Here is a 19,361-nt window from a genome sequence, read left to right as displayed (position 1 = left end):
TTTATAAAATATATTTAAATATAAAATTTAAGTAAAACTAAAGCTATAGCCATAATTGAATATATAGTCAATTATGGCTATAGCTTTTTCATGAGATAAATTTACCTATGAAATTTTTCTTACAAAATTAAGCGAAATGAATATTTTATTTAATTTATAAATTCAATAAGGTAGATCACTTATTTAGTTAAAATTAATATATATTTCAAAAAAAACCTATTGGCATAGTAATTGCTACATAAATAATAAAATTACTTATTACTTTAGGGGGAAATCAAATGGAAATTAAATATGAAACAACTAAGAAAAAGAAGCTTACCATACCACACACTTATACAATAATATTTATGCTTATAGTACTTATGGCTGCATTAACTTGGGTAGTTCCTAGTGGACAGTTTGATACTACAGAAATTAATGGAAGAAATGTTGTAGTTGCTGGAACTTATAAATTAGTAGAGTCAAATCCTCAAGGAATATCAAATATATTTATAGCACCTATATTAGGATTTGTTGAATCAGCAGATATTATTGGTTTTGTTCTATTAATAGGTGGATCCTTTGCAATAGTAAACAAAACAGGTGCTATTCAAGCTGGAATAGGAGCTGTAATTAGAAAATTAAATGGAAGAGATATGTTAATAATTCCTATTTCTATGTTATTATTTGGATTAGCAGGTTCAGTTCTTGGTATGGCAGAAGAATTAATTCCATTTTATATGATATTTGTGCCTATGATGTGTTCATTAGGATATGATGCTATTACAGGTATGGCTATAATATTTTTAGGTAGTGAAGTTGGATTTATGGCATCTACTACAAACCCTTTTACAGTTGGTATAGCACAAGCTTTAGCTGATGTTGCTCCAGGTTCGGGTCTAGAGTATAGATCATTAATTTTTATAGTACTAATTACTATTTCATCACTATTTGTAATGAAATATGCTAGAAAAGTAAAAAGTCATCCTGAAACATCAATTATATACGATGAATTTAGAGATATTAATCAAGACTTTTCAAGTGGATTTACATCAGTTGGAAATCTTGATACTAAAAAGAATATAGTATTACTTATATTTGGTATAGGAATAAGTATTATTATATGGGGAATCTTGTCACAGGAGTGGGGAATTGCTAATATTGCTATGGTATTTACAGCAATAGGTGTTTTAGGCGGAATAGCTGGAGGTATTAAACAAGAGGATATTTGTGATACCTTCGTAGCTGGAATGATAGATGTAGTATCTGCTGCCTTTGTTATTGGCCTAGCTAGAGGAATTGTAATTATAGCTCAAGATGGAAGAATAATAGATACTTTACTAAACAGTGCAGCAATGATGCTCCAAGGATTGCCGAAACCTATATTTATAAATTTAACTATGTTATTTGAAGTAGTTATGGGATTTTTAATACCATCAGGTTCAGGATTAGCTGCTCTTACAATACCAATACTTGCACCACTTAGTGACTTAGTAGATGTTTCAACTCAGCTAGTAATTACAGCATATCATTTAGGAAAAGGTGTAATTAGTTTAGTAATGCCTACATCAGGAGTACTTCTTGCTGCTTTAACTATTGCAAAGGTTCCTTATTCAAAGTGGATTAAATTTGTTACACCTTTAGTAATTGTTATAGCAGTTTGTATAATGGTATTTTTAACTATAGGATTATATATAGGATATTAAGTAATTAAAAGGAGATAAATATGTATAAATTAGAAGAGTTAATGGAGATTTCATTTTTTAAATACTTTAAAGTAATTTCAGATATACCAAGAGAGTCAGGAAATGAGAAAGAAATTAGTGATTATCTAGTAAACTTTGCTAAAGAAAGAAATTTAGAAGTGATACAAGATAAATATTTAAATGTAATAATAAAAAAAGAAGCTACAAAGGGCTATGAACATTTACCAACAGTTATATTACAAGGTCATATGGATATGGTATGTGTAAAAACTACTGATTCAAACCATAATTTTGAAAAAGATCCAATACAACTTCAAATTATTGATGATATGATTTATGGTACAAATACAACTCTTGGATCAGATGATGGTGTAGCTTTAGCTTATTCATTAGCAATATTAGATAATGATAATTTAAAGCATCCACCTCTAGAAATAGTTATAACAACAGAAGAAGAAAGTACAATGTTAGGAGCTATGAATATAGATGCTTCTATATTAAAAGGTCAACTAATGATAAACCTAGATTCTAATAGAGATGATGAATTATTAGTTAGTAGTACTGGGGGAATTGTAACAATAGAAACAATAAAAGTAGATTTTGTTGAGATAGAACAAGATTACATACCTTATGAATTAAAAATAGATGGACTAGTAGGAGGACATTCAGGAGAAGAAATACATAAGGAAAGAGGAAATGCCAATAAAATTTTAGGAAAATTATTAGACAGAATAAACTCTTTAACTGATCTCTATATTTCTAGCATTAATGGTGGAAGCAGTTCAAATGCAATACCAAGAAATGCATATGCTACAATACATGTTAATAAAGATGAAGTTAATAAACTGGAAGATACATTTAAAGAAACTAGTGAATTTATAAAAGAAGAATTAAGATTAGTAGAAGAAAAATTAAAAATAACCCTAGAAAAATCACCTGATAATATTAATAAAGTATTCTCAAAGAAAAGTTTAAATAGCATTATAGACTTATTAGTACTTATACCTAATGGAGTACAAAGCATGAGTGTAGGTATTGAAGGTCTTGTTGAAAGTTCTAACAATTTGGGGACAATTAGAACTATAAATGATGAAGTAGAAATTGTAGGAGAAATAAGAAGTTGCAAAAAAAGCAAAAGATACGAACTGGAAGATAAAATTGAAAAGTTGAGTAAACTCTTAGAATTTAGGTATTCTACAAGGGATGCATATCCAGAGTGGAATTATAATGATAAATCAATTATGAAAGATATATTTTTATATTCATATAAAGATATATTTAAGAATGAAATGAAAATACAAGCTGTTCATGCAGGTCTTGAAACTGGAATATTTATAGAAAAGATACCAAATCTTGACATTGTATCCTTTGGACCTAATGCATATGAACTTCATAACCCAAATGAGCATTTAAATATTCCATCTTGTTTAAAAAGTTGGGATATACTTACAAAAGCTTTAGAAAATATAATTAATTACTATTAATTAAAAATAGTCTTATTCAAATGGATAAGGCTATTTTATTTTTCAAAAGTTCAACTATCTAGCTAATAGCATCAATTATTAAGAAAATTAATTTACATAGAAATAATATATAGAAAAATAAAGTTTATAGTATAATATGGTTAGAGTATATTTATAAAATATATAATATTTGGAGGTAAAATATGAAAGTATTATTAGTAAATGGTAGCCCACACTTAAAAGGATGTACATATACAGCACTTACAGAAGTAGAAAAAACATTACAAGAAAACGGAATAGAGACAGAAATATTCCAATTAGGAACAAAACCAATCTGTGGATGTATAGGATGTAATTCTTGTTATAAAACAGGGAAATGTTTCATGGATGATATAGTAAATGAATTTGTTGAAAAAGCAAAAGAGGCAGATGGATTTATCTTCGGTTCTCCTGTTCATTATGCAGCAGCATCAGGAGCATTAACCTCATTTTTAGATAGAGTATTTTATAGTGGTGGAGAACACCTTTCTTACAAACCAGGTGCGTGCATAACAAGTGCTAGAAGAGGAGGAACAACTGCAACATTTGACCAGCTTAATAAATACTTTACAATAAAGAACATGCCAGTGGTTAGTTCACAATACTGGAACATGGTACATGGAAACACTCCAGAAGAAGTGAAGCAAGACTTAGAAGGTATGCAGGTTATGAGAGTATTAGGTGCAAATATGGCATGGCTATTAAAGTGTATTCAATTAGGAAAAGAAAATGGTATAAATATACCTGAAAAAGAAGAAAGACAAATAACTAATTTTATTAGATAATTCTATATAAAGACACAAAATTTTCTGGAAAAATAATGACTATGCAATAGGAGAATATTAAATAAATGGAGGTTATCATGGAAATAAGAGAAGCTAAAAATACAGAAATAGAAGAAGTAATAAGAATTGAAAGAGAATGCTTTCCAATAGAAGAAGCAGCTAAAGAAGAAGATATTAGAAAAAGGTTCCAAGCATTTAAAGAAAATTTTATTGTAGCAGTAATAGACAATAAAGTTGTTGGATTTATTAATGGATGTACCACAGACATACCAAAATTGCCTGATGATTTGTATCATGATATATCTTTACATAAACCAGATGGATTATATCAAACAGTATTTGGGTTAGATGTATTGCCAGACTATCGTAGAAAAGGAGTTGCAGGTCAACTATTAAACTATCTTATAAAAATATCTAAAGAGCGTGGAAAGAGTGGGATAGTACTTACTTGCAAAAATCATCTTATAAAATACTATGAAAAATTTGGATTCATACATCAAGGTATATCAGATTCTTCACATGGAGGAGCTAAGTGGAACGATATGCTGTTATTATTTGATGAAAAACAAATTAAATCTTGATAGTTGTTTCTTATTATCCACCCAATCCATCTAATTTACCAAGTGATACATCTATAATACCTATTGATTGTTTTTGCTGTGCTTGCAAAGATTAGTTTATCAATTAAGAATCTAGACACTGTGGGATTTTCCTATGGTGTCTTTAAAAATTTTTATGATGTTTTCTAATACTTTTGAAGAAGATGTATAGACAATATAAATAATAGGACTACAGAAAATAGAAAATAAAAGAGCTTTTAAATAAATATTATTAAAATTAGCTTTGAATATTTACACTTGTAAATCAAAGCTATTTTTTGCATACAAAGGACGTGATAGAACTTGTTAAAAATAAAGAACTTATCTCTATAGAAAAACAATATTCAATAATATAAATTTTAATATATAAAAAACACTATAAACTTACTTACAGGCAAAAGTGGATATAGAAAAAGTTCTATACTTATGTGTTTATCCAGAGTTATTCCTGAAACAATTGAAGGATATATGACTGGAGAACTAATATTTAACAATGAAAACGTTGAAGACAAAAACACTCCAATAGATAAAATTGAAAAAATCATAGATGAAACATTAGAATTAGTTGGGATAAAAGATTTGAAATATGAGGAATTGAATAAACTATTAGCTTACCTAAGAAAGAATACAAAAATAATGAAAATGAAAAAATATTAGAAGTAAGTGATCTAAATTTTTCATATCATATTTCGTGCCTAATTTGATGTTTTGAGTAAAGTCCCTAATTATGTCTATATAGAAAAATCAGAATATGAATGATATACTTAAGTGGGTATATAAATGATATTTAGTAGAATTTATATTAAATATAATGACAGAAAATGAGGAGAAATATATTATGTACTTGATAACAAAAGATTTTTTAAAAAACCTATCAAAAGATAATAAACAAAATGTAGTATTAAATAAATTATCTCAGTTTCAACAACTAATGATAGAAAAAGAAAGCCAAATAAGAAATTTACCAAAAGGATTTTGGGTTAGAAAAATAAAAAATACAGAGGTATATAAATTTAGATTAAATAATGGGGATAGAATATTATTTACATACATAGACAGCGATGAAAATCATGTAGATAAGTCTAAATCTATATTGTTTTTAGACTATGTAAATCATGATTTACAAATACTAAAAGGGAAAAGTATATCTGTAGATAGTTCAAAAAATAATTTGGAAGATTTTAATATATATAAAGCTAAAGAAGATAGCTATTGTGATGGTACTGACGATAATAATATATACATAAAAAAATATGAAGAACTAGGATATGTAGACTTAGAAAATATAGTATCTGTAGTTGTAGAAGATGAGTATATAACATATTTATTAGATCAAGATAATGAAGACTACTTGTATTACTTATCTAAAAATCAGTTTGAATGTGTTAAATCTATAGGTAAGCCTATAATAGTAACTGGAGCAGCAGGAAGTGGGAAAACTACTGTATCATTACACAAATTATTATCTACATCAAATTCGTCAAAACATACACTGTATATAACATATACAGAACTTTTATATGATAATGCAAAATCGGCATTTAAGAAGTTTAAAAAGAATAAGTGTACAAATAAAACTGATTTTTACTTTTTAAATCAATTTTATAAAGAAGAACTTTGTATAGGTTTTGATTCTATAGTAAAACTCTCAAAATTTACAGAATGGTATGATAAAAACTTATTTAAATTTAAAAAATCTAAAAATCTAAATCCAATAGACATATATGCAGAAATTAGAGGAATAATCAAAGGATATATAGGGCTAGAGGGAAATCTAATTAAGAACTTAGATTTCAGTAAAATAAGAATGATTTCTTTAGAAGAATATATAAACTTACCAAATAGTTATTCTATATATGATAAAGAAGCCAAAGAAATAATATATGGTATTTATGAAAAGTATCAACTTTGGTTAAATGAAAATAACTTATATGATGAAAATGATTTAGCAATTAAAGTAATAAATAATATAAATGAAAACAAAACTCAAAAATACGATTACATAATAGTCGATGAAGTACAAGATTTAAGTGAAATACAAATATTTATGCTTAGTATGCTAGTAAAAGAACCAAATAATATAATGTATTGTGGAGACATACATCAAATAATAAATCCTACATTTTTTGATTTTAGTAGGTTGAAAAATATATATTACGGACTGGGAATAGATACATCTTTATTCAGTTTAAATAAAAACTACAGAAACACCATTGAAATAATAAATATACTGAATAAACTAATAAAAGATAGACAAAAACTAATAGGTAAAACACCTTATGATTATATAGAAAGTGGAATAGTAAATGGAAGTAAGGCTAAGCTTATAAAGTACGACAAAAACGTAATAAAAGAAACACTAGAAGAAATAAAAGATAAGCATTACTGTGCTGTTGTAGTTTCTAATTATGAAGAAAAAGAAAAACTAATAAATATATGTGAAGATATTAATGGAAGAGTATTTCTTCCAAATGAAATAAAAGGCTTAGAGTATGAAAATATATACTGCTTTAATATGATTTCTTCTAATATAAATCACTATAAAGAAATCTACAATGGAAAAGGAAAAAAGAACTCTAAGTATAGATATTACTTTAATATATTGTATGTTGGACTTAGTAGAGCAAAGAAAAACTTATATTTATATGAAACAAACCCACAAAATATTGTTGTAGAATCTTTATATGAGAATATAGAAAAAGTACATAAGTTTGAAACATCAATTTTAAATACATCTACAGCTTCTACAGAAAGTGATTGGATAAAAGAAGCTAATAGACTTGAAAAAGTAGATATACTAGAAAAAACAAGATTTGCTAGAAATAAAGCTGAAGAAGAAGCTGTAAAACAAAGAAACAAATCATCAGATGAATATTTTTCTAAAATGTACGAAAACATTATAGAAAATATATCTGAGGAAGAAGAAATAAGTGCAGTTGATAAACTTTTGAATAAAGGATTAGTTTATTATCAAAAAAGAGATTATTCAAATGCCTTAGAATATTACGAAAAAGCTTTAGAGATTGATGAAAATTATTATAAAACATATTACTACATGGCAAATACTTTTTCATATATGTTAGGTGGTATGCCAAAATCTATAGAATATTATAATAGGTGTATAGAGCTTAATGATAAGTTTTACTTTGCATACATTGATAAAGCATCAATACTAAAGGTACTTGGTAGAAATGAAGAACAAATTGAAACACTAGAAAAAGCAATAAAACAAAGTCCACATATAGGTAATGCTTATTCTAGGCTTGTAAATGCGTATGATGATTACTTTATGAGGGAAAATCCGCTAATGGATAAATCCATATCAGGCTATAATCTAGAAAGACTTAAAAACTTAAGACAGTATATATCTGAAATAATAGAAAAAGAAACTTTTTATAGTTGGGATAGTATTAATAAAGTCTGGCACTTGTCTAGTAAGGCAGAAATTTTACAAGAAAAAGCTACTATGAGAAAAGCACTTAAAAATCTTGAAAAGAATTTTGGGATACATTTTATACAAAAAGATCTTAATAAAATAATAAAAAAAGTTAACTCTAACAAAGAACCCAAAGTAGCTTATTTGACTATGCTCAATATGGCAAATATACTTCAGACTGAAGGCAAATATAACGAAGCTGTAAATATGTATAGCGAAATTTTGAATTCTAATTGTATATCAACTGTAGCAGATAGTATTATAAATGATAGTGAAAAGCTATATGATTTAATAAAAAAAACTAAAACTAATTTTGAAAATAAAGAAGAAATTATAAATTTCTATACAGCCGAAGTTTTAAATAATGCAGGACGAGCTTTTCTTGCATTGAAAAATAATAAAGAAGCTATAGAATGCTTTGAAGAAGGAATAAATTTAAGTCCAGATAAATCCACAAATTCATATTTAAGTTTGGGTGATGTATTTTTTAATATTGAAAACTACAGAGAAGCTAGAATAAGCTTTAATAAAGCAATACAACTTGGAAATATTAGAGGATATATAGGGATTGCTAATATAAGTTTAAAGTTAAATCGCTTTAGAGAAGGATTAGAGAATATAGATAAGTATTTAGAAATAGATACAAATGATGATTTTGCTAACAAAATAAAAATAGAACTTACAGCAACAATAGCAATGAAAATAGATAAAGGTGAAGAAATTAGAAACATTACTGCTGAAGATGTAGATAAACATATATTAAGTTGTAAAAAACTTCTTAAATATATGCAAGAGAATGGTGAAGATAATATAGATTCTATATTTGTTTATCCAAAATACATTATGGATTATAAACTATAAGGGTCGAGAGATTTAATTTAAAAGGTAAAGATATAAAATATGAATCAAAAAATGAAGGCATTAAAAAGCACCTACTTTTTGAGTAGGTGCTTTTTAGATAGAAAACTAAATTTGCTATCTTACTTGATTATTTAAAAACTAAGCATTAACCACATCATTTTTTTCCTCAGATTTATAAACAGGTTTTATTATTAATGCAAATATTAACGTAACTAATAATAAACCAGCAGATATCATATATGCTAAGTTATAAGTACCAGTAGAATCTACAACATTACCTGCTATTATAGGTCCTATAAACCCAGCTATACCCCAAGCTGTATATAATATACCATAATTACCACCGAAGTTTTTAACTCCATAATAATCTGATGTTATAGTAGGGAAAAGACTTAATAAAGCACCATAACCTATTAACTGGAGTTAAGTGATATAGCGGTTTTGAACGGTTATCTAGGGTAACCTTACGGGTAATTTTAAGCTTTGGTTTTAAGTGGGGAATTTACTTGTTTCTTATTATTTCATCTATAGAATTCTTAACAGATAAATATAAATTATCTATAGATGGCTTAGATACTAAGGAGCCAATTAAACATATATTACTAACCTTTTGCCTTTCACTTATATCCTTATAAAAGGACCTTGTTAAATTAGTAGACTTTAAATGAGGAAAAATATACCACTGTTTTACCGTGATTAAATGATTAATATTTATACCTAATTTTTTTATATCATTAGTAATACCATCTATAATATCTTTTTCAATAAGACCATAGGCATATGCTACAAGAATTATTTTATTATTTTGCTTTGAAGCATAGAAAAACTGTATTTTACCCGTTAATCCTAAATGAGATTTATAATAAGTAGTTACTAAATCAGGGTTACTTACCTCATAAGCACATGCAATAAATGGATTAGTATCTATTTTTTTCATTAAATTATTATACAATTTATCTTTGATAACACCCCTCGGCAACTTTGTTGTAATAAGTACTTTATCAAAAAAATCTAAACTATATGGTGTTTCAACCTTAACCTTGTCCTCGACTACTTCAACATTAGTAACTTGAAGAGAGTACCTTATGTCAGAAATCTTTTGACTTAATTTTTTTATAAGTTCGGATGTTCCTTTATTAATAAATAGTAGCTTCTCACCACTTATAAATGAATACAATGTATTCACATTAAATACTTTAAAAACATAGTAAGAGTTAATATTATCTATACACCCAAAACCAAAAGATGACAAATGGGGTACTATAATTTGAGAAATAAATCTTAAATCATGCTTTTCAAGAAACTTGTTAAATGGAATCATTAAATCTTCAGGAATATCTCCAAAATTAATTTCATCAAGATATGGAGAGTATTTTTCTAGTATTGTTTTTAAACGAGATAACTCAGACACTAATATAACTACATCATCTCTTAGCATATGTTCAGCAGGATGATAGTTTTCATCAACAAAGTTTCTATATATAAAACGTTCAGAGTAATCTACGTTAAGTTCAATTAATAGTTCTTTAATTCCTTTGGTGAAGGATAGTATAGTACCAAGTTCAATATAGAAATCTTTATTTACAATTGTTTTACAATGCCCACCAATATACTCCTCTTTTTCATATACAGTAACATTTATTCCTTTTTTTTCAAGTAAGTATGCTGCAAGTATCCCACTAAATCCGCCTCCTATTACAGCTACATTCATATTACCCCTCCCTTAGTATTTTCTATCTATATATGCCCATATAGGCAAAATAAGTTTAGTATTAGTTAATTTGTTGTGATATTCAATAGGAGAGTATTCTTCATTATCAAATATGTGTTTGCAGTTTATATTGTAGTTTCGTAAGTATTCTTGAAATTTAATTTTAAGCAGACTAAACTCTACGCTATCGTTTATCAATGTCATCAAGAAAGATATACACCTTTCTGTATATTCATTTTTAAATTTATGAATTTCATCGAAATCATTATTACTATCAAGTACAATATGTATTTTAAAATTAAATCCATTATCTGAAATTATATTATTTACGTTTGATTTAAAGTTTTTTCTAGATTGTTTTACAACTTTATCATCTTTAAAAAAACATAGGTAGTTTATCTTTAAATTTAATGTTTTTGCAACAGGCATTGCAACTGCAGTTAAAAGATCTTCAAAATTATCAAAAGAGACCTCATTGTATAACCTTGTACAGGCGATTCTACTTTTAAAATCATATAAAGTATATTCACAGACTTTTCCTATATTTTCAAAGTATCCATAATCATTTACCCAAAATACCCAACACTCTCCACTATTAAGCTCATTTAGAGATGGAATAGACTGGACGATTTTATCCTCTTTTTTCTTAGCAAATTTAATACGGTTTTCCTTTTTAGATAGGTTTTTTCTTTTCATAATATTATAGATTGCTGACTCGCTAATATTATAACCAAGCTCATCAAATAAGTATTTTATAGCCTTAGGACCATAATGGGGATACTCTTTTATTAAATCAATCAAAGCATTTTCTATTTCAATAGTAGTTTTATTTGTAGGTACGAAATCCTTCTTAATGGAATCTAAACCATCTATTCCCTTGTATTTATATCTTTTTAACCAACGGTAATAAATTGTTCTGGAAATATTATACTTTTTACAAGTAACACTAATACCGTTTTTTAGACCTTCTGAAATAATCTTAAATTTCAGGTCTCTTTGCATTGTAAGCCTCCTTAATATATATATTTTAATGGACAATTCTGTTATATTTATAGTTTATAATGTTAATATTTTTTTAGCAAGACAAAATATTAACAAAAAGATTACTTTAGGTTTATGTTAACACTTTACTAAGTTAAATATATAGTTATTGACTTTATTATCATGAGTTTATGTAATTATATTACTGTAAACACATTACTAAAGTAAAAATAGAATAAAAGCCCAATAAAAATCTCCGTTGTTAGAAGTTTGCTACATTGTTATAATCATCTTAAAAGGACTTCTGGGAGGGTTAAAATGGATGAGTTAAAGGTTTTCACATTAAAAAAAGGTGTAAATGAAAATAATAAAAAAGTTGCTAATGCTACTAGAGATGAATTAATAAATCAGGGGGTATTTTTAATTAATATTATGTCATCTCCAGGTAGTGGAAAAACTACAACATTAGTAAGTACTATAAAAAAATTAAAAGACGAAGTTAAAATAGGGGTACTAGAGGCAGATATTGATTCTGATGTTGATGCTAGAACAGTTCAAGAGGCAGGGGCAAAAGCTATACAATTGCATACAGGTGGAATGTGTCATTTAGATGCAACTATGACTAAGCAAGGTATTGATGAATTGGGTGTAGAGGAGTTAGATTTAGTATTTCTAGAAAACATAGGTAACCTTATATGTCCAGTAGGATATGATACGGGAGCTATGAAAAATATTGCAATACTAAGTGTACCAGAAGGTGATGATAAACCTTTAAAATACCCTGATATATTTTGCAAAGTAGATGTATTAATAGTAAATAAAGTAGATGTTATGGAGCATTTTGACTTTAATATGGATGTACTTGAGGAAAGAGTAAGAAAATTAAATAAAGATATTATGATATTTAAAGTATCAGCTAAAACAGGTGAAGGAATAGATGAATGGACAAACTGGATAAAAAAAGAGTTAAATAAGGGGGAGTAAATCATGTCAAAAGATCAATCAAAAACAAATTTTAATAAGTCAAAAAGATTTAATTTTGCTCTAACATGGGCAGATGTTGATGGTAGGGAGTATAGACAAGAAATAGTTGATTTAGCTAATAAAATTGGAAGAACAAAGGCTAATACTTCACGTGAAGCTATTCCATTTGGACCAGAGTACTATGCACTTGCTCCAATAATTGATGAGTACCAAGCTAAAATTGCGATGCACCTAAAATTTCGTGAAAAACTAAGTGCAAATGATGTCTCAAAATCATCAGGAGAGCCACTAGATAAAGTTAAAGAAACTTTAGATTATATTGCATGGGCAGGGGTTGCATTTGTAAATACTGTAGATGGAGTAGACATGTATTGGCAGGATATATTTGTTCCAGGTCATTTAGAGATGATCAACAACAATAAAGAGATTGTTGCAAAATATCCAGAAGTAGCAGAGTCATTTTATTATTTTGGAAGTAAAAAAGGTCCTATGGCTGCAGGTATTATGCCCGTAGGTGGAGGACCAATGCGAGTTATACCAATTGAAAGGTCTATAGATGGCAATTCAAGAAAAGTATCATACGAAGAAATATCAAAACATTTGAATGAAGCAAGTGTATTTTCTGTATCAGATTGCTCTTGCAGAACATCACGAGAGGCAATGGGCGAAGGTTGTGGGCATCTAAAAGAAGAGATGTGTATACAACTAGACCATGCAGCAGAGTATTATATAAAAACAGGGCGTGGGCGCGAAATAAGTAGAGAAGAAGCGTTTGAAATTATAAAAAGAGCTGAAGATAATGGATTAATGCACTCAATTCCAAACTTAGATGAACCAGGTCATACCCATGCCATCTGTAACTGTTGCGGATGTGGATGTTATGCTATGAGACTAGCAAATGAATTTGTTAATAATGATATTGTAAGATCAAACTATAAATCCGTAGTAGATGAAAGTAAATGTGTTGCTTGTGGTGAATGTGTTGATGTATGTCCAACAAATGCTCTAAGACTAGGACAAAAACTATGTTCAGCTAAACCAATAGATGAGAAAATTACAAAAGTTACGCCAAGGAATACCCAGTGGAATGAAGATAAGTGGAATAGTGACTATAGAATAAATAGAAAAAATACACTAGATTCTGGAACAGCACCTTGTATTACAAACTGTCCAGCACATATTCCAGTACAAGGTTACGTTAAACTTGCATCACAAGGTAGATATATGGAAGCCTTAGAGTTGATAAAAAAACATAATCCACTACCAGCAGTTTGTGGTCGTATATGTCCGAGATTATGTGAAGAAGATTGTACACGTGGTGATATAGATGAAGCAGTAGCAGTCGACGATATCAAAAAGTTTATAGCACAAAAAGACTTAGACCAAAGTACAAGATTTATTCCAATCAAAAGGCACAATTATAGTGATAAAAAAATTGCTATTATAGGTGGAGGGCCATCAGGATTGACTTGTGCATATGACTTATCAACAGATGGATATGATATAACTGTATTTGAAAAACAAAAAAAACTTGGTGGAATGTTAACACTTGGAATTCCATCATATAGATTAGAAAAAGATATAATAGAAGCTGAAATTGATGTATTAAGAGAAATGTGTGTTAAGTTTGAAACAGGTGTTGAAGTTGGAAAGGATATAACAATAAAGGAGCTTAGAGATAAAGGCTTTAATGCTTTTTATATAGCTATAGGTGCTCATAATGGTAGAGCATTAAACATAGAAGGAGAAAATACTAATGAAGTAATAAGTGGTGTAGATTTCTTAAGAAATGTTAATTTAGGAGAAAAAACAGATGTAAAAGGCAAGGTTATAGTTATTGGTGGAGGTAATGTTGCTATAGATGTTGCAAGAACAGCAGTAAGATTAGATGGTGTAACTGAAACAGATTTATTCTGTTTAGAACAAAGAGAAAATATGCCAGCTCACGTTGAAGAAGTAGAAGAAGCACTAGGTGAAGATATAAACATAAATAACTCATTTGGACCAACAAAAATTATAACTGAAAACAATAAAGTAACAGGAGTTGAGTTCAAACGTTGTGTATCATTGTTTGATGAAGAAGGTAGATTTAGTCCAAAGTTTGATGAAAACGATACAAAGATAGTTAATTGTGATTATGTATTGTTATCAGTAGGCCAAACCTTTGATTATGGAAAACTTTTAGAAGGTGAAGATATAAAATTAACATCAAGAGGTACTATTGAAATTAACCCCGTTACACTACAAACTTCAAAAGAAGATATATTTGCAGGTGGAGATGTAGCTAGTGGACCAAGGTTTGCCATAGATGCTATTGCACAAGGTAAAGAAGGTGCAGTTTCACTTCATAGATTTGTACAAAATGGTCAATCTTTAGTATTTGGTAGAGATAACCATTTATATAAAGTATTTGATAAAGAAAACTTAGCAGATATAAATGGATATGACGGAGTAGCAAGACAAAAGATTGATCATGTTGATGGTAAAAAGTCAAAAACAACTTTTAAAGATTTAAGAGGTATCCTAACAGAGGAGCAAATAAAAAAAGAAACATCAAGATGCTTAAGTTGTGGAGCTACTAAAGCTGATGAATATTTATGCGTTGGTTGTGGAGCATGTACATTAAAATGTAAATTTGATGCAATTAAACTTGAAAAAGTTCATGAGGTTAAAGGTTATGAAATTGATGAATTATCAAAAGCAGTTATTAAAAATACAATAGCTAGAAAAGTTAAAATTACTGCAAATAAAATTAACCCTTTCACAAAAACAAGATAATCACATTAAAAAATAGAGGAGCATTAGTATGCATGAATTAGGAATTGTATATGAAGTTATAAATGTTGTTGATAATTTCAAAAGAGACAACAACCTTACAAAAGTTGAAAAGATTGTACTAGAAATAGGTCAATTATCACAGGCAATACCAAGATTTATTGAAGAATGTTATCCAGCTGCTGTAAATGAAACAATATATCAAGACACAAAGCTAGAAATTGTAATACAACCAGCAAATGCTAGATGTAAAGAATGTAATGAGGTATATAATATTATTCAATATAGAAAAGTATGTCCTAGATGTAGCGGAGAAAAATACGAATTAATAGCAGGTCAAGAGTTTAACATAAAAGAACTTCTTGCTTATTAAATATCTTTATAGGGGGATTTTCAATGGGGTTATTTTATGAAGGCTATACAATTAGTGGAATATTTACGCTCATATTGTTCATGGGGGTATTAATAGCAATAAATGAAGTGACAAGAAGGTCTAAAATTTTATCAATAGTTGTATACTGTGGTTTACCATTATTTTTAGGTATATTAATATTTACTAATATACTAGGGTCACCTACTGGTAAAACTTGGTTTGGGTGGATAAAAGTAGTATCAGCTTTAATAGGTGTTTGTGGATTTATGATGATAAGGTTTACTAAGCTAGGAAAAACTAAATTTGCAGCCATATTTCCAGTAGTAATCTTATCAATAAATATAGCAGAAGCTGTTTATAGAGAACTTGAAGTATTTGGAATTCACAAGATAATGGAAGTAGATCCATCAGGAGTAGTTATACTTGGTGGAACTTGGAATATATTAAATGCTATTGCAGGAATTTTATGTATTGTTACATTAACAGGATTTACTGGTATTACAGTATCAAAAGATAAGTCAAAAGATATGATATGGCCAGATATGACTTGGATGTATATAATAGGCTATACATTATGGAACTTTGCATATGTTTACAATTGTATATCAACAAGATCAATGTATGCTGGATTTGGTATCTTAGTAGCTGCACTAATAGCAGAATTTCTATTTAAAAGAGGAGCATGGCTTCAACATAGAGCTCAAATACTATCTTTATATGCTATGTTTTCTCTATCATTTGACTTTCAAGCAAACAATAATTTCCAAATAGTACCCGTGTATCAGGAAAGTATGTGGCTAACTATTAGTATTATTTCCTTCTTATTTAATTTAGGAGTATTTGTATATATGATTTACTCTATTAAGAAACATAAAAAGAATCCGTTGAAAAGTGAAATTTACACACATACAAAGTATTTTAAATACACAGTTAAGGTTAACAACCTTTAGAATAATAAAAATAAAGTACTTAAATAGTAAAGGCACTTTCTCTAAAATCATAGAGAGAGTGTCTTTATTATATTTGAAAATTTGACATGTATATAAAAAATATGCTATGATTTTTATGAAATTATAACCAAAAATACCATCATTAAATGCCTTCATGGCTGTATTGATTTAGGGGGAATTTATATAAAAGCTGTAAAAATATGTATCGGTAGTGCGTGTCATATAAAAGGCTCCTATGAAGTTATAGAAATATTTAAAGAACTAATAACGGAATATAAACTAGAAAATGAAATAGAACTTGTAGCATCATTTTGTTTAGGGGAATGTAAAAATACAGTTTCAGTTATGAGATGGGATGAAGAAATACTATCGGTATCAATAGAGAATGCAAAAGAAACATTTGAAAAAGAAATTATAGCATATTTATAAAGGGGATAGATTATGTGGTTTATAGGTTTTTCAAAAGCAAATTGTAAACATTGTTATGCATGTGTAAGGAAATGTCCCGTACATGCTATTAGAGTTAGAAATGAACAAGCTCAAATTATAAAAGAAAGATGCATTGTTTGTGGAAGATGCTTTAAGGTATGTCCTCAAAATGCCAAGTTAATAAAATCAGAAAAAGAAATGGTAAAGCACTATATTCGCGGAACAAAAAAGGTAGTAGCGTCTGTAGCACCAAGTTTTGCAGCAGTTTTTGGAAAATATAGTAACAAACTACCAACCGCTTTAAAAATATTAGGATTTGACCATGTAGAAGAAGTGGTTTTAACATCGGATCCTATAATCGATGAGTATGAAAAGTATGCAAATAAAGACGATGATAATACATATATAACAAGTTTTTGCCCATCAATAAACAATCTTATTGAAAAATATTATTCTAAACTTTCAAAAAATATAATTCAAGTAGCAGCTCCAGCAGTATTTCATGGCAGAGTATTAAAAGAAAAATATGGAAAAGATACTAGGGTCATATTCATAGGTCCATGCTTAGCAAAAAAATCAGATGGGCATAATTTAGATTCTATAGATTTGGTTCTAACTTTTGAAGAACTAAAAAAATGGTTAATAGAAGAAAATATCAATTTAGAAGAATTAGAAGAACAACCTTTTGAGTATATAAGCAAGGAAAAAAGATTGCTGCCATTAACAGGTGGGCCAACAAGTTGTATAGAATTTAAAAATCTAAGAAAAAGTATTATTCAAGTTGATGGTATAAAAGATTGTATGCAAGTTTTGGATGAAGTAAATAAAGGTAAATTTAAAAATACATTATTAGAAATGAGTAGTTGTAGACACAGTTGTATAGGCGGTTCTGGAATGCCTGATGACGATATTAATTGTTATGAACGTAGAGAAAACTTAAAAGAATATGTCAAATCTTATTATGATCGTTATAACGAAATATATGAGAATATAGTATATGATGAGATAGTAATTGATAAAGATATAAGCTATGGTATAGAGCATGTATCAATATACAAAGAAACTGGAAAAGAAGAAGTTTTATTAAATAAACCAAGTATTGAGGGTCTAATAAAAATACTGCAAAGTATGGGCAAATATGAAAAAATTGATGAGCTAAACTGTGGAAGTTGTGGATATCACACATGTAGAGAAAAAGCTATAGCAGTATATAATAATATGGCAGAGGCGAGTATGTGTTTACCTTTTATGAGAGAAAAAGCAGAGGACTTAAACAATATAATTTTTGATATGACTCCAAACATAATAGCTATGATAAACCCAAAATTACAGTTTGTAAAATTAAACCCAGCAGCGGAAGAATTCTTTGAAATATCAACAAATAAAGCAAAGGGACTTCCTATAGGAATGTTTTTAGAAGAAGAAAAGTTTAAAAAGGTGATAGAAACTAAGAAGACCATATTCAAAGAAAGAACCAATATTAACCAAAATAATGCCACCGTAATAGAAAGTATAATATGGTTAGAAAAAAATCAACTTATGCTATGGATTGCTGATGATATTACAAAAGATGAAAAGCGACAAGAAAAAATCCAAAATATGAAAATTGATGCTGTTAATATGGCTCAAAAAGTAATAAATAAACAAATGACAGTAGCCCAAGAAATCGCCAGTCTTTTAGGTGAGACTACTGCAGAAACAAAAGTAACCTTAACTCAACTTAAAAATATTATTCAAGAAGAGGATGGTTTATAATGAAATTTTTTATGGACTTTGCAAGTAGTAGTTTAAATAAATATGGTGAGGAATTATGTGGAGATAAGGTTGAGTTTTATAATGATGAAGATAAATTTATAGCTGTACTATCAGATGGATTAGGAAGTGGTGTAAAAGCTAATATATTGGCTACATTAACAGCAAAAATTGCTATAACTATGCTAAAGGAAGGACTACATATAGAAGAAGTAGTGGATACTGTTATACATACTCTTCCTGTATGTGCTGTTAGAAATTTAGCCTACTCGACTTTTAGTATTGTAAAGGTTGATAAAGACGGTATGGCCTATGTAGCAGAGTTTGATAATCCAAGTATATTCTTTTTAAGTGATAGAAAACTAAAAAAAATAGAATGGAGTACAACTGAGGTAAATGGAAGAAAAGTAAAAGAAAGTAAGTTTATAGTCATATAACTTTAAAAAGTTGGTAAATAGACTCTTCTAGAGTCTTATTATTTTTATGTATTTTTTTCAAATTCTTTTTTAATTTTGCCCAGTACTTTTCTATAGGATTT

Annotated in this window: 15 protein-coding genes; 12 read left to right on the top strand and 3 right to left on the bottom strand. The window is 28.2% G+C overall.

Annotation, left to right across the window (positions count from 1 at the left end; translation table 11 throughout):
- Nucleotides 1-278 precede the first annotated feature (278 nt).
- From ACRC03_RS16820 to ACRC03_RS16795, 6 genes are all read left to right on the top strand, one after another.
- Nucleotides 279-1,685: a YfcC family protein gene (locus ACRC03_RS16820; protein ID WP_438653755.1), complete on the top strand. Its 1,407-nt coding sequence runs from the start codon at nucleotides 279-281 to the stop codon at nucleotides 1,683-1,685.
- 20 nt (nucleotides 1,686-1,705) lie between these two features.
- Complete coding sequence (locus tag ACRC03_RS16815; protein WP_438653754.1) at nucleotides 1,706-3,169, top strand: aminoacyl-histidine dipeptidase; 1,464 nt, start codon at nucleotides 1,706-1,708, stop codon at nucleotides 3,167-3,169.
- Nucleotides 3,170-3,351: 182 nt separating this feature from the next.
- Nucleotides 3,352-3,972 carry a flavodoxin family protein gene (locus tag ACRC03_RS16810; RefSeq protein WP_438653753.1) on the top strand — a complete coding sequence of 207 codons (621 nt, stop codon included), beginning with the start codon at nucleotides 3,352-3,354 and terminating at the stop codon, nucleotides 3,970-3,972.
- A gap of 77 nt (nucleotides 3,973-4,049) precedes the next feature.
- On the top strand, nucleotides 4,050-4,553 hold the full coding sequence (locus ACRC03_RS16805; RefSeq protein ID WP_438653752.1) for a GNAT family N-acetyltransferase: 504 nt from the start codon (nucleotides 4,050-4,052) through the stop codon (nucleotides 4,551-4,553).
- Nucleotides 4,554-4,997: 444 nt separating this feature from the next.
- Nucleotides 4,998-5,228 (top strand): hypothetical protein, encoded by a 231-nt coding sequence (locus ACRC03_RS16800; RefSeq protein WP_438653751.1) that lies wholly within the window; start codon nucleotides 4,998-5,000, stop codon nucleotides 5,226-5,228.
- A gap of 181 nt (nucleotides 5,229-5,409) precedes the next feature.
- Nucleotides 5,410-8,868 carry a tetratricopeptide repeat protein gene (locus tag ACRC03_RS16795; RefSeq protein ID WP_438653750.1) on the top strand — a complete coding sequence of 1,153 codons (3,459 nt, stop codon included), beginning with the start codon at nucleotides 5,410-5,412 and terminating at the stop codon, nucleotides 8,866-8,868.
- A gap of 138 nt (nucleotides 8,869-9,006) precedes the next feature.
- Here ACRC03_RS16795 and ACRC03_RS16790 read toward each other — a convergent pair whose 3' ends face one another.
- From ACRC03_RS16790 to ACRC03_RS16780, 3 genes are all read right to left on the bottom strand, one after another.
- Nucleotides 9,007-9,282 carry an MFS transporter gene (locus tag ACRC03_RS16790; protein ID WP_438653770.1) on the bottom strand — a complete coding sequence of 92 codons (276 nt, stop codon included), beginning with the start codon at nucleotides 9,280-9,282 and terminating at the stop codon, nucleotides 9,007-9,009.
- 88 nt (nucleotides 9,283-9,370) lie between these two features.
- Nucleotides 9,371-10,579 (bottom strand): FAD-dependent oxidoreductase, encoded by a 1,209-nt coding sequence (locus ACRC03_RS16785; RefSeq protein ID WP_438653749.1) that lies wholly within the window; start codon nucleotides 10,577-10,579, stop codon nucleotides 9,371-9,373.
- A gap of 12 nt (nucleotides 10,580-10,591) precedes the next feature.
- On the bottom strand, nucleotides 10,592-11,581 hold the full coding sequence (locus ACRC03_RS16780) for a helix-turn-helix domain-containing protein (protein ID WP_438653748.1): 990 nt from the start codon (nucleotides 11,579-11,581) through the stop codon (nucleotides 10,592-10,594).
- Nucleotides 11,582-11,878: 297 nt separating this feature from the next.
- Here ACRC03_RS16780 and hypB point away from each other — a divergent pair, with 297 nt between their 5' ends.
- The 6 genes from hypB (at nucleotide 11,879) to ACRC03_RS16750 (ending at nucleotide 19,260) form a co-directional block, all read left to right on the top strand.
- Nucleotides 11,879-12,544, top strand: a complete 666-nt coding sequence (hypB, locus tag ACRC03_RS16775) for a hydrogenase nickel incorporation protein HypB (protein ID WP_438653747.1) — start codon at nucleotides 11,879-11,881, stop codon at nucleotides 12,542-12,544.
- A 3-nt stretch (nucleotides 12,545-12,547) separates the two neighbouring features.
- Nucleotides 12,548-15,322: an FAD-dependent oxidoreductase gene (locus tag ACRC03_RS16770; protein WP_438653746.1), complete on the top strand. Its 2,775-nt coding sequence runs from the start codon at nucleotides 12,548-12,550 to the stop codon at nucleotides 15,320-15,322.
- Nucleotides 15,323-15,350: 28 nt separating this feature from the next.
- Nucleotides 15,351-15,692 (top strand): hydrogenase maturation nickel metallochaperone HypA, encoded by a 342-nt coding sequence (locus ACRC03_RS16765; RefSeq protein WP_438653745.1) that lies wholly within the window; start codon nucleotides 15,351-15,353, stop codon nucleotides 15,690-15,692.
- Between the two features lie 23 nt (nucleotides 15,693-15,715).
- Nucleotides 15,716-16,642, top strand: a complete 927-nt coding sequence (locus tag ACRC03_RS16760) for a DUF5692 family protein (protein ID WP_438653744.1) — start codon at nucleotides 15,716-15,718, stop codon at nucleotides 16,640-16,642.
- A gap of 441 nt (nucleotides 16,643-17,083) precedes the next feature.
- The gene (locus ACRC03_RS16755) at nucleotides 17,084-18,826 is read left to right on the top strand and encodes a [Fe-Fe] hydrogenase large subunit C-terminal domain-containing protein (RefSeq protein WP_438653743.1); all 1,743 of its coding nucleotides are present in this window, start codon (nucleotides 17,084-17,086) and stop codon (nucleotides 18,824-18,826) included.
- Entirely contained in the window at nucleotides 18,826-19,260 is a 435-nt protein-coding gene (locus ACRC03_RS16750) for a hypothetical protein (protein WP_438653742.1), read from the top strand. The genes ACRC03_RS16755 and ACRC03_RS16750 overlap by 1 nt, the downstream gene beginning before the upstream one ends.
- Nucleotides 19,261-19,361 lie beyond the last annotated feature (101 nt).

Origin of the sequence: Romboutsia sp. (assembly GCF_051659545.1) — a bacterium.
GTDB lineage: Bacteria > Bacillota > Clostridia > Peptostreptococcales > Peptostreptococcaceae > JBOFOR01.
Note: the sequence above shows the minus strand (reverse complement) of the source record. Positions and strands in the feature narration are given on the sequence as shown.

Bases quoted from the DNA above. Each gene is read 5' to 3' on its own strand.
- ACRC03_RS16820 (WP_438653755.1), top strand. From the start codon at position 279: ATGGAAATTAAATATGAAACAACTAAGAAAAAGAAGCTTACCATACCA.
- ACRC03_RS16815 (WP_438653754.1), top strand. From the start codon at position 1,706: ATGTATAAATTAGAAGAGTTAATGGAGATTTCATTTTTTAAATACTTT.
- ACRC03_RS16810 (WP_438653753.1), top strand. From the start codon at position 3,352: ATGAAAGTATTATTAGTAAATGGTAGCCCACACTTAAAAGGATGTACA.
- ACRC03_RS16805 (WP_438653752.1), top strand. From the start codon at position 4,050: ATGGAAATAAGAGAAGCTAAAAATACAGAAATAGAAGAAGTAATAAGA.
- ACRC03_RS16800 (WP_438653751.1), top strand. From the start codon at position 4,998: ATGTGTTTATCCAGAGTTATTCCTGAAACAATTGAAGGATATATGACT.
- ACRC03_RS16795 (WP_438653750.1), top strand. From the start codon at position 5,410: ATGTACTTGATAACAAAAGATTTTTTAAAAAACCTATCAAAAGATAAT.
- ACRC03_RS16785 (WP_438653749.1), bottom strand. From the start codon at position 10,579: ATGAATGTAGCTGTAATAGGAGGCGGATTTAGTGGGATACTTGCAGCA.
- ACRC03_RS16780 (WP_438653748.1), bottom strand. From the start codon at position 11,581: ATGCAAAGAGACCTGAAATTTAAGATTATTTCAGAAGGTCTAAAAAAC.
- hypB (WP_438653747.1), top strand. From the start codon at position 11,879: ATGGATGAGTTAAAGGTTTTCACATTAAAAAAAGGTGTAAATGAAAAT.
- ACRC03_RS16770 (WP_438653746.1), top strand. From the start codon at position 12,548: ATGTCAAAAGATCAATCAAAAACAAATTTTAATAAGTCAAAAAGATTT.
- ACRC03_RS16765 (WP_438653745.1), top strand. From the start codon at position 15,351: ATGCATGAATTAGGAATTGTATATGAAGTTATAAATGTTGTTGATAAT.
- ACRC03_RS16760 (WP_438653744.1), top strand. From the start codon at position 15,716: ATGGGGTTATTTTATGAAGGCTATACAATTAGTGGAATATTTACGCTC.
- ACRC03_RS16755 (WP_438653743.1), top strand. From the start codon at position 17,084: ATGTGGTTTATAGGTTTTTCAAAAGCAAATTGTAAACATTGTTATGCA.
- ACRC03_RS16750 (WP_438653742.1), top strand. From the start codon at position 18,826: ATGAAATTTTTTATGGACTTTGCAAGTAGTAGTTTAAATAAATATGGT.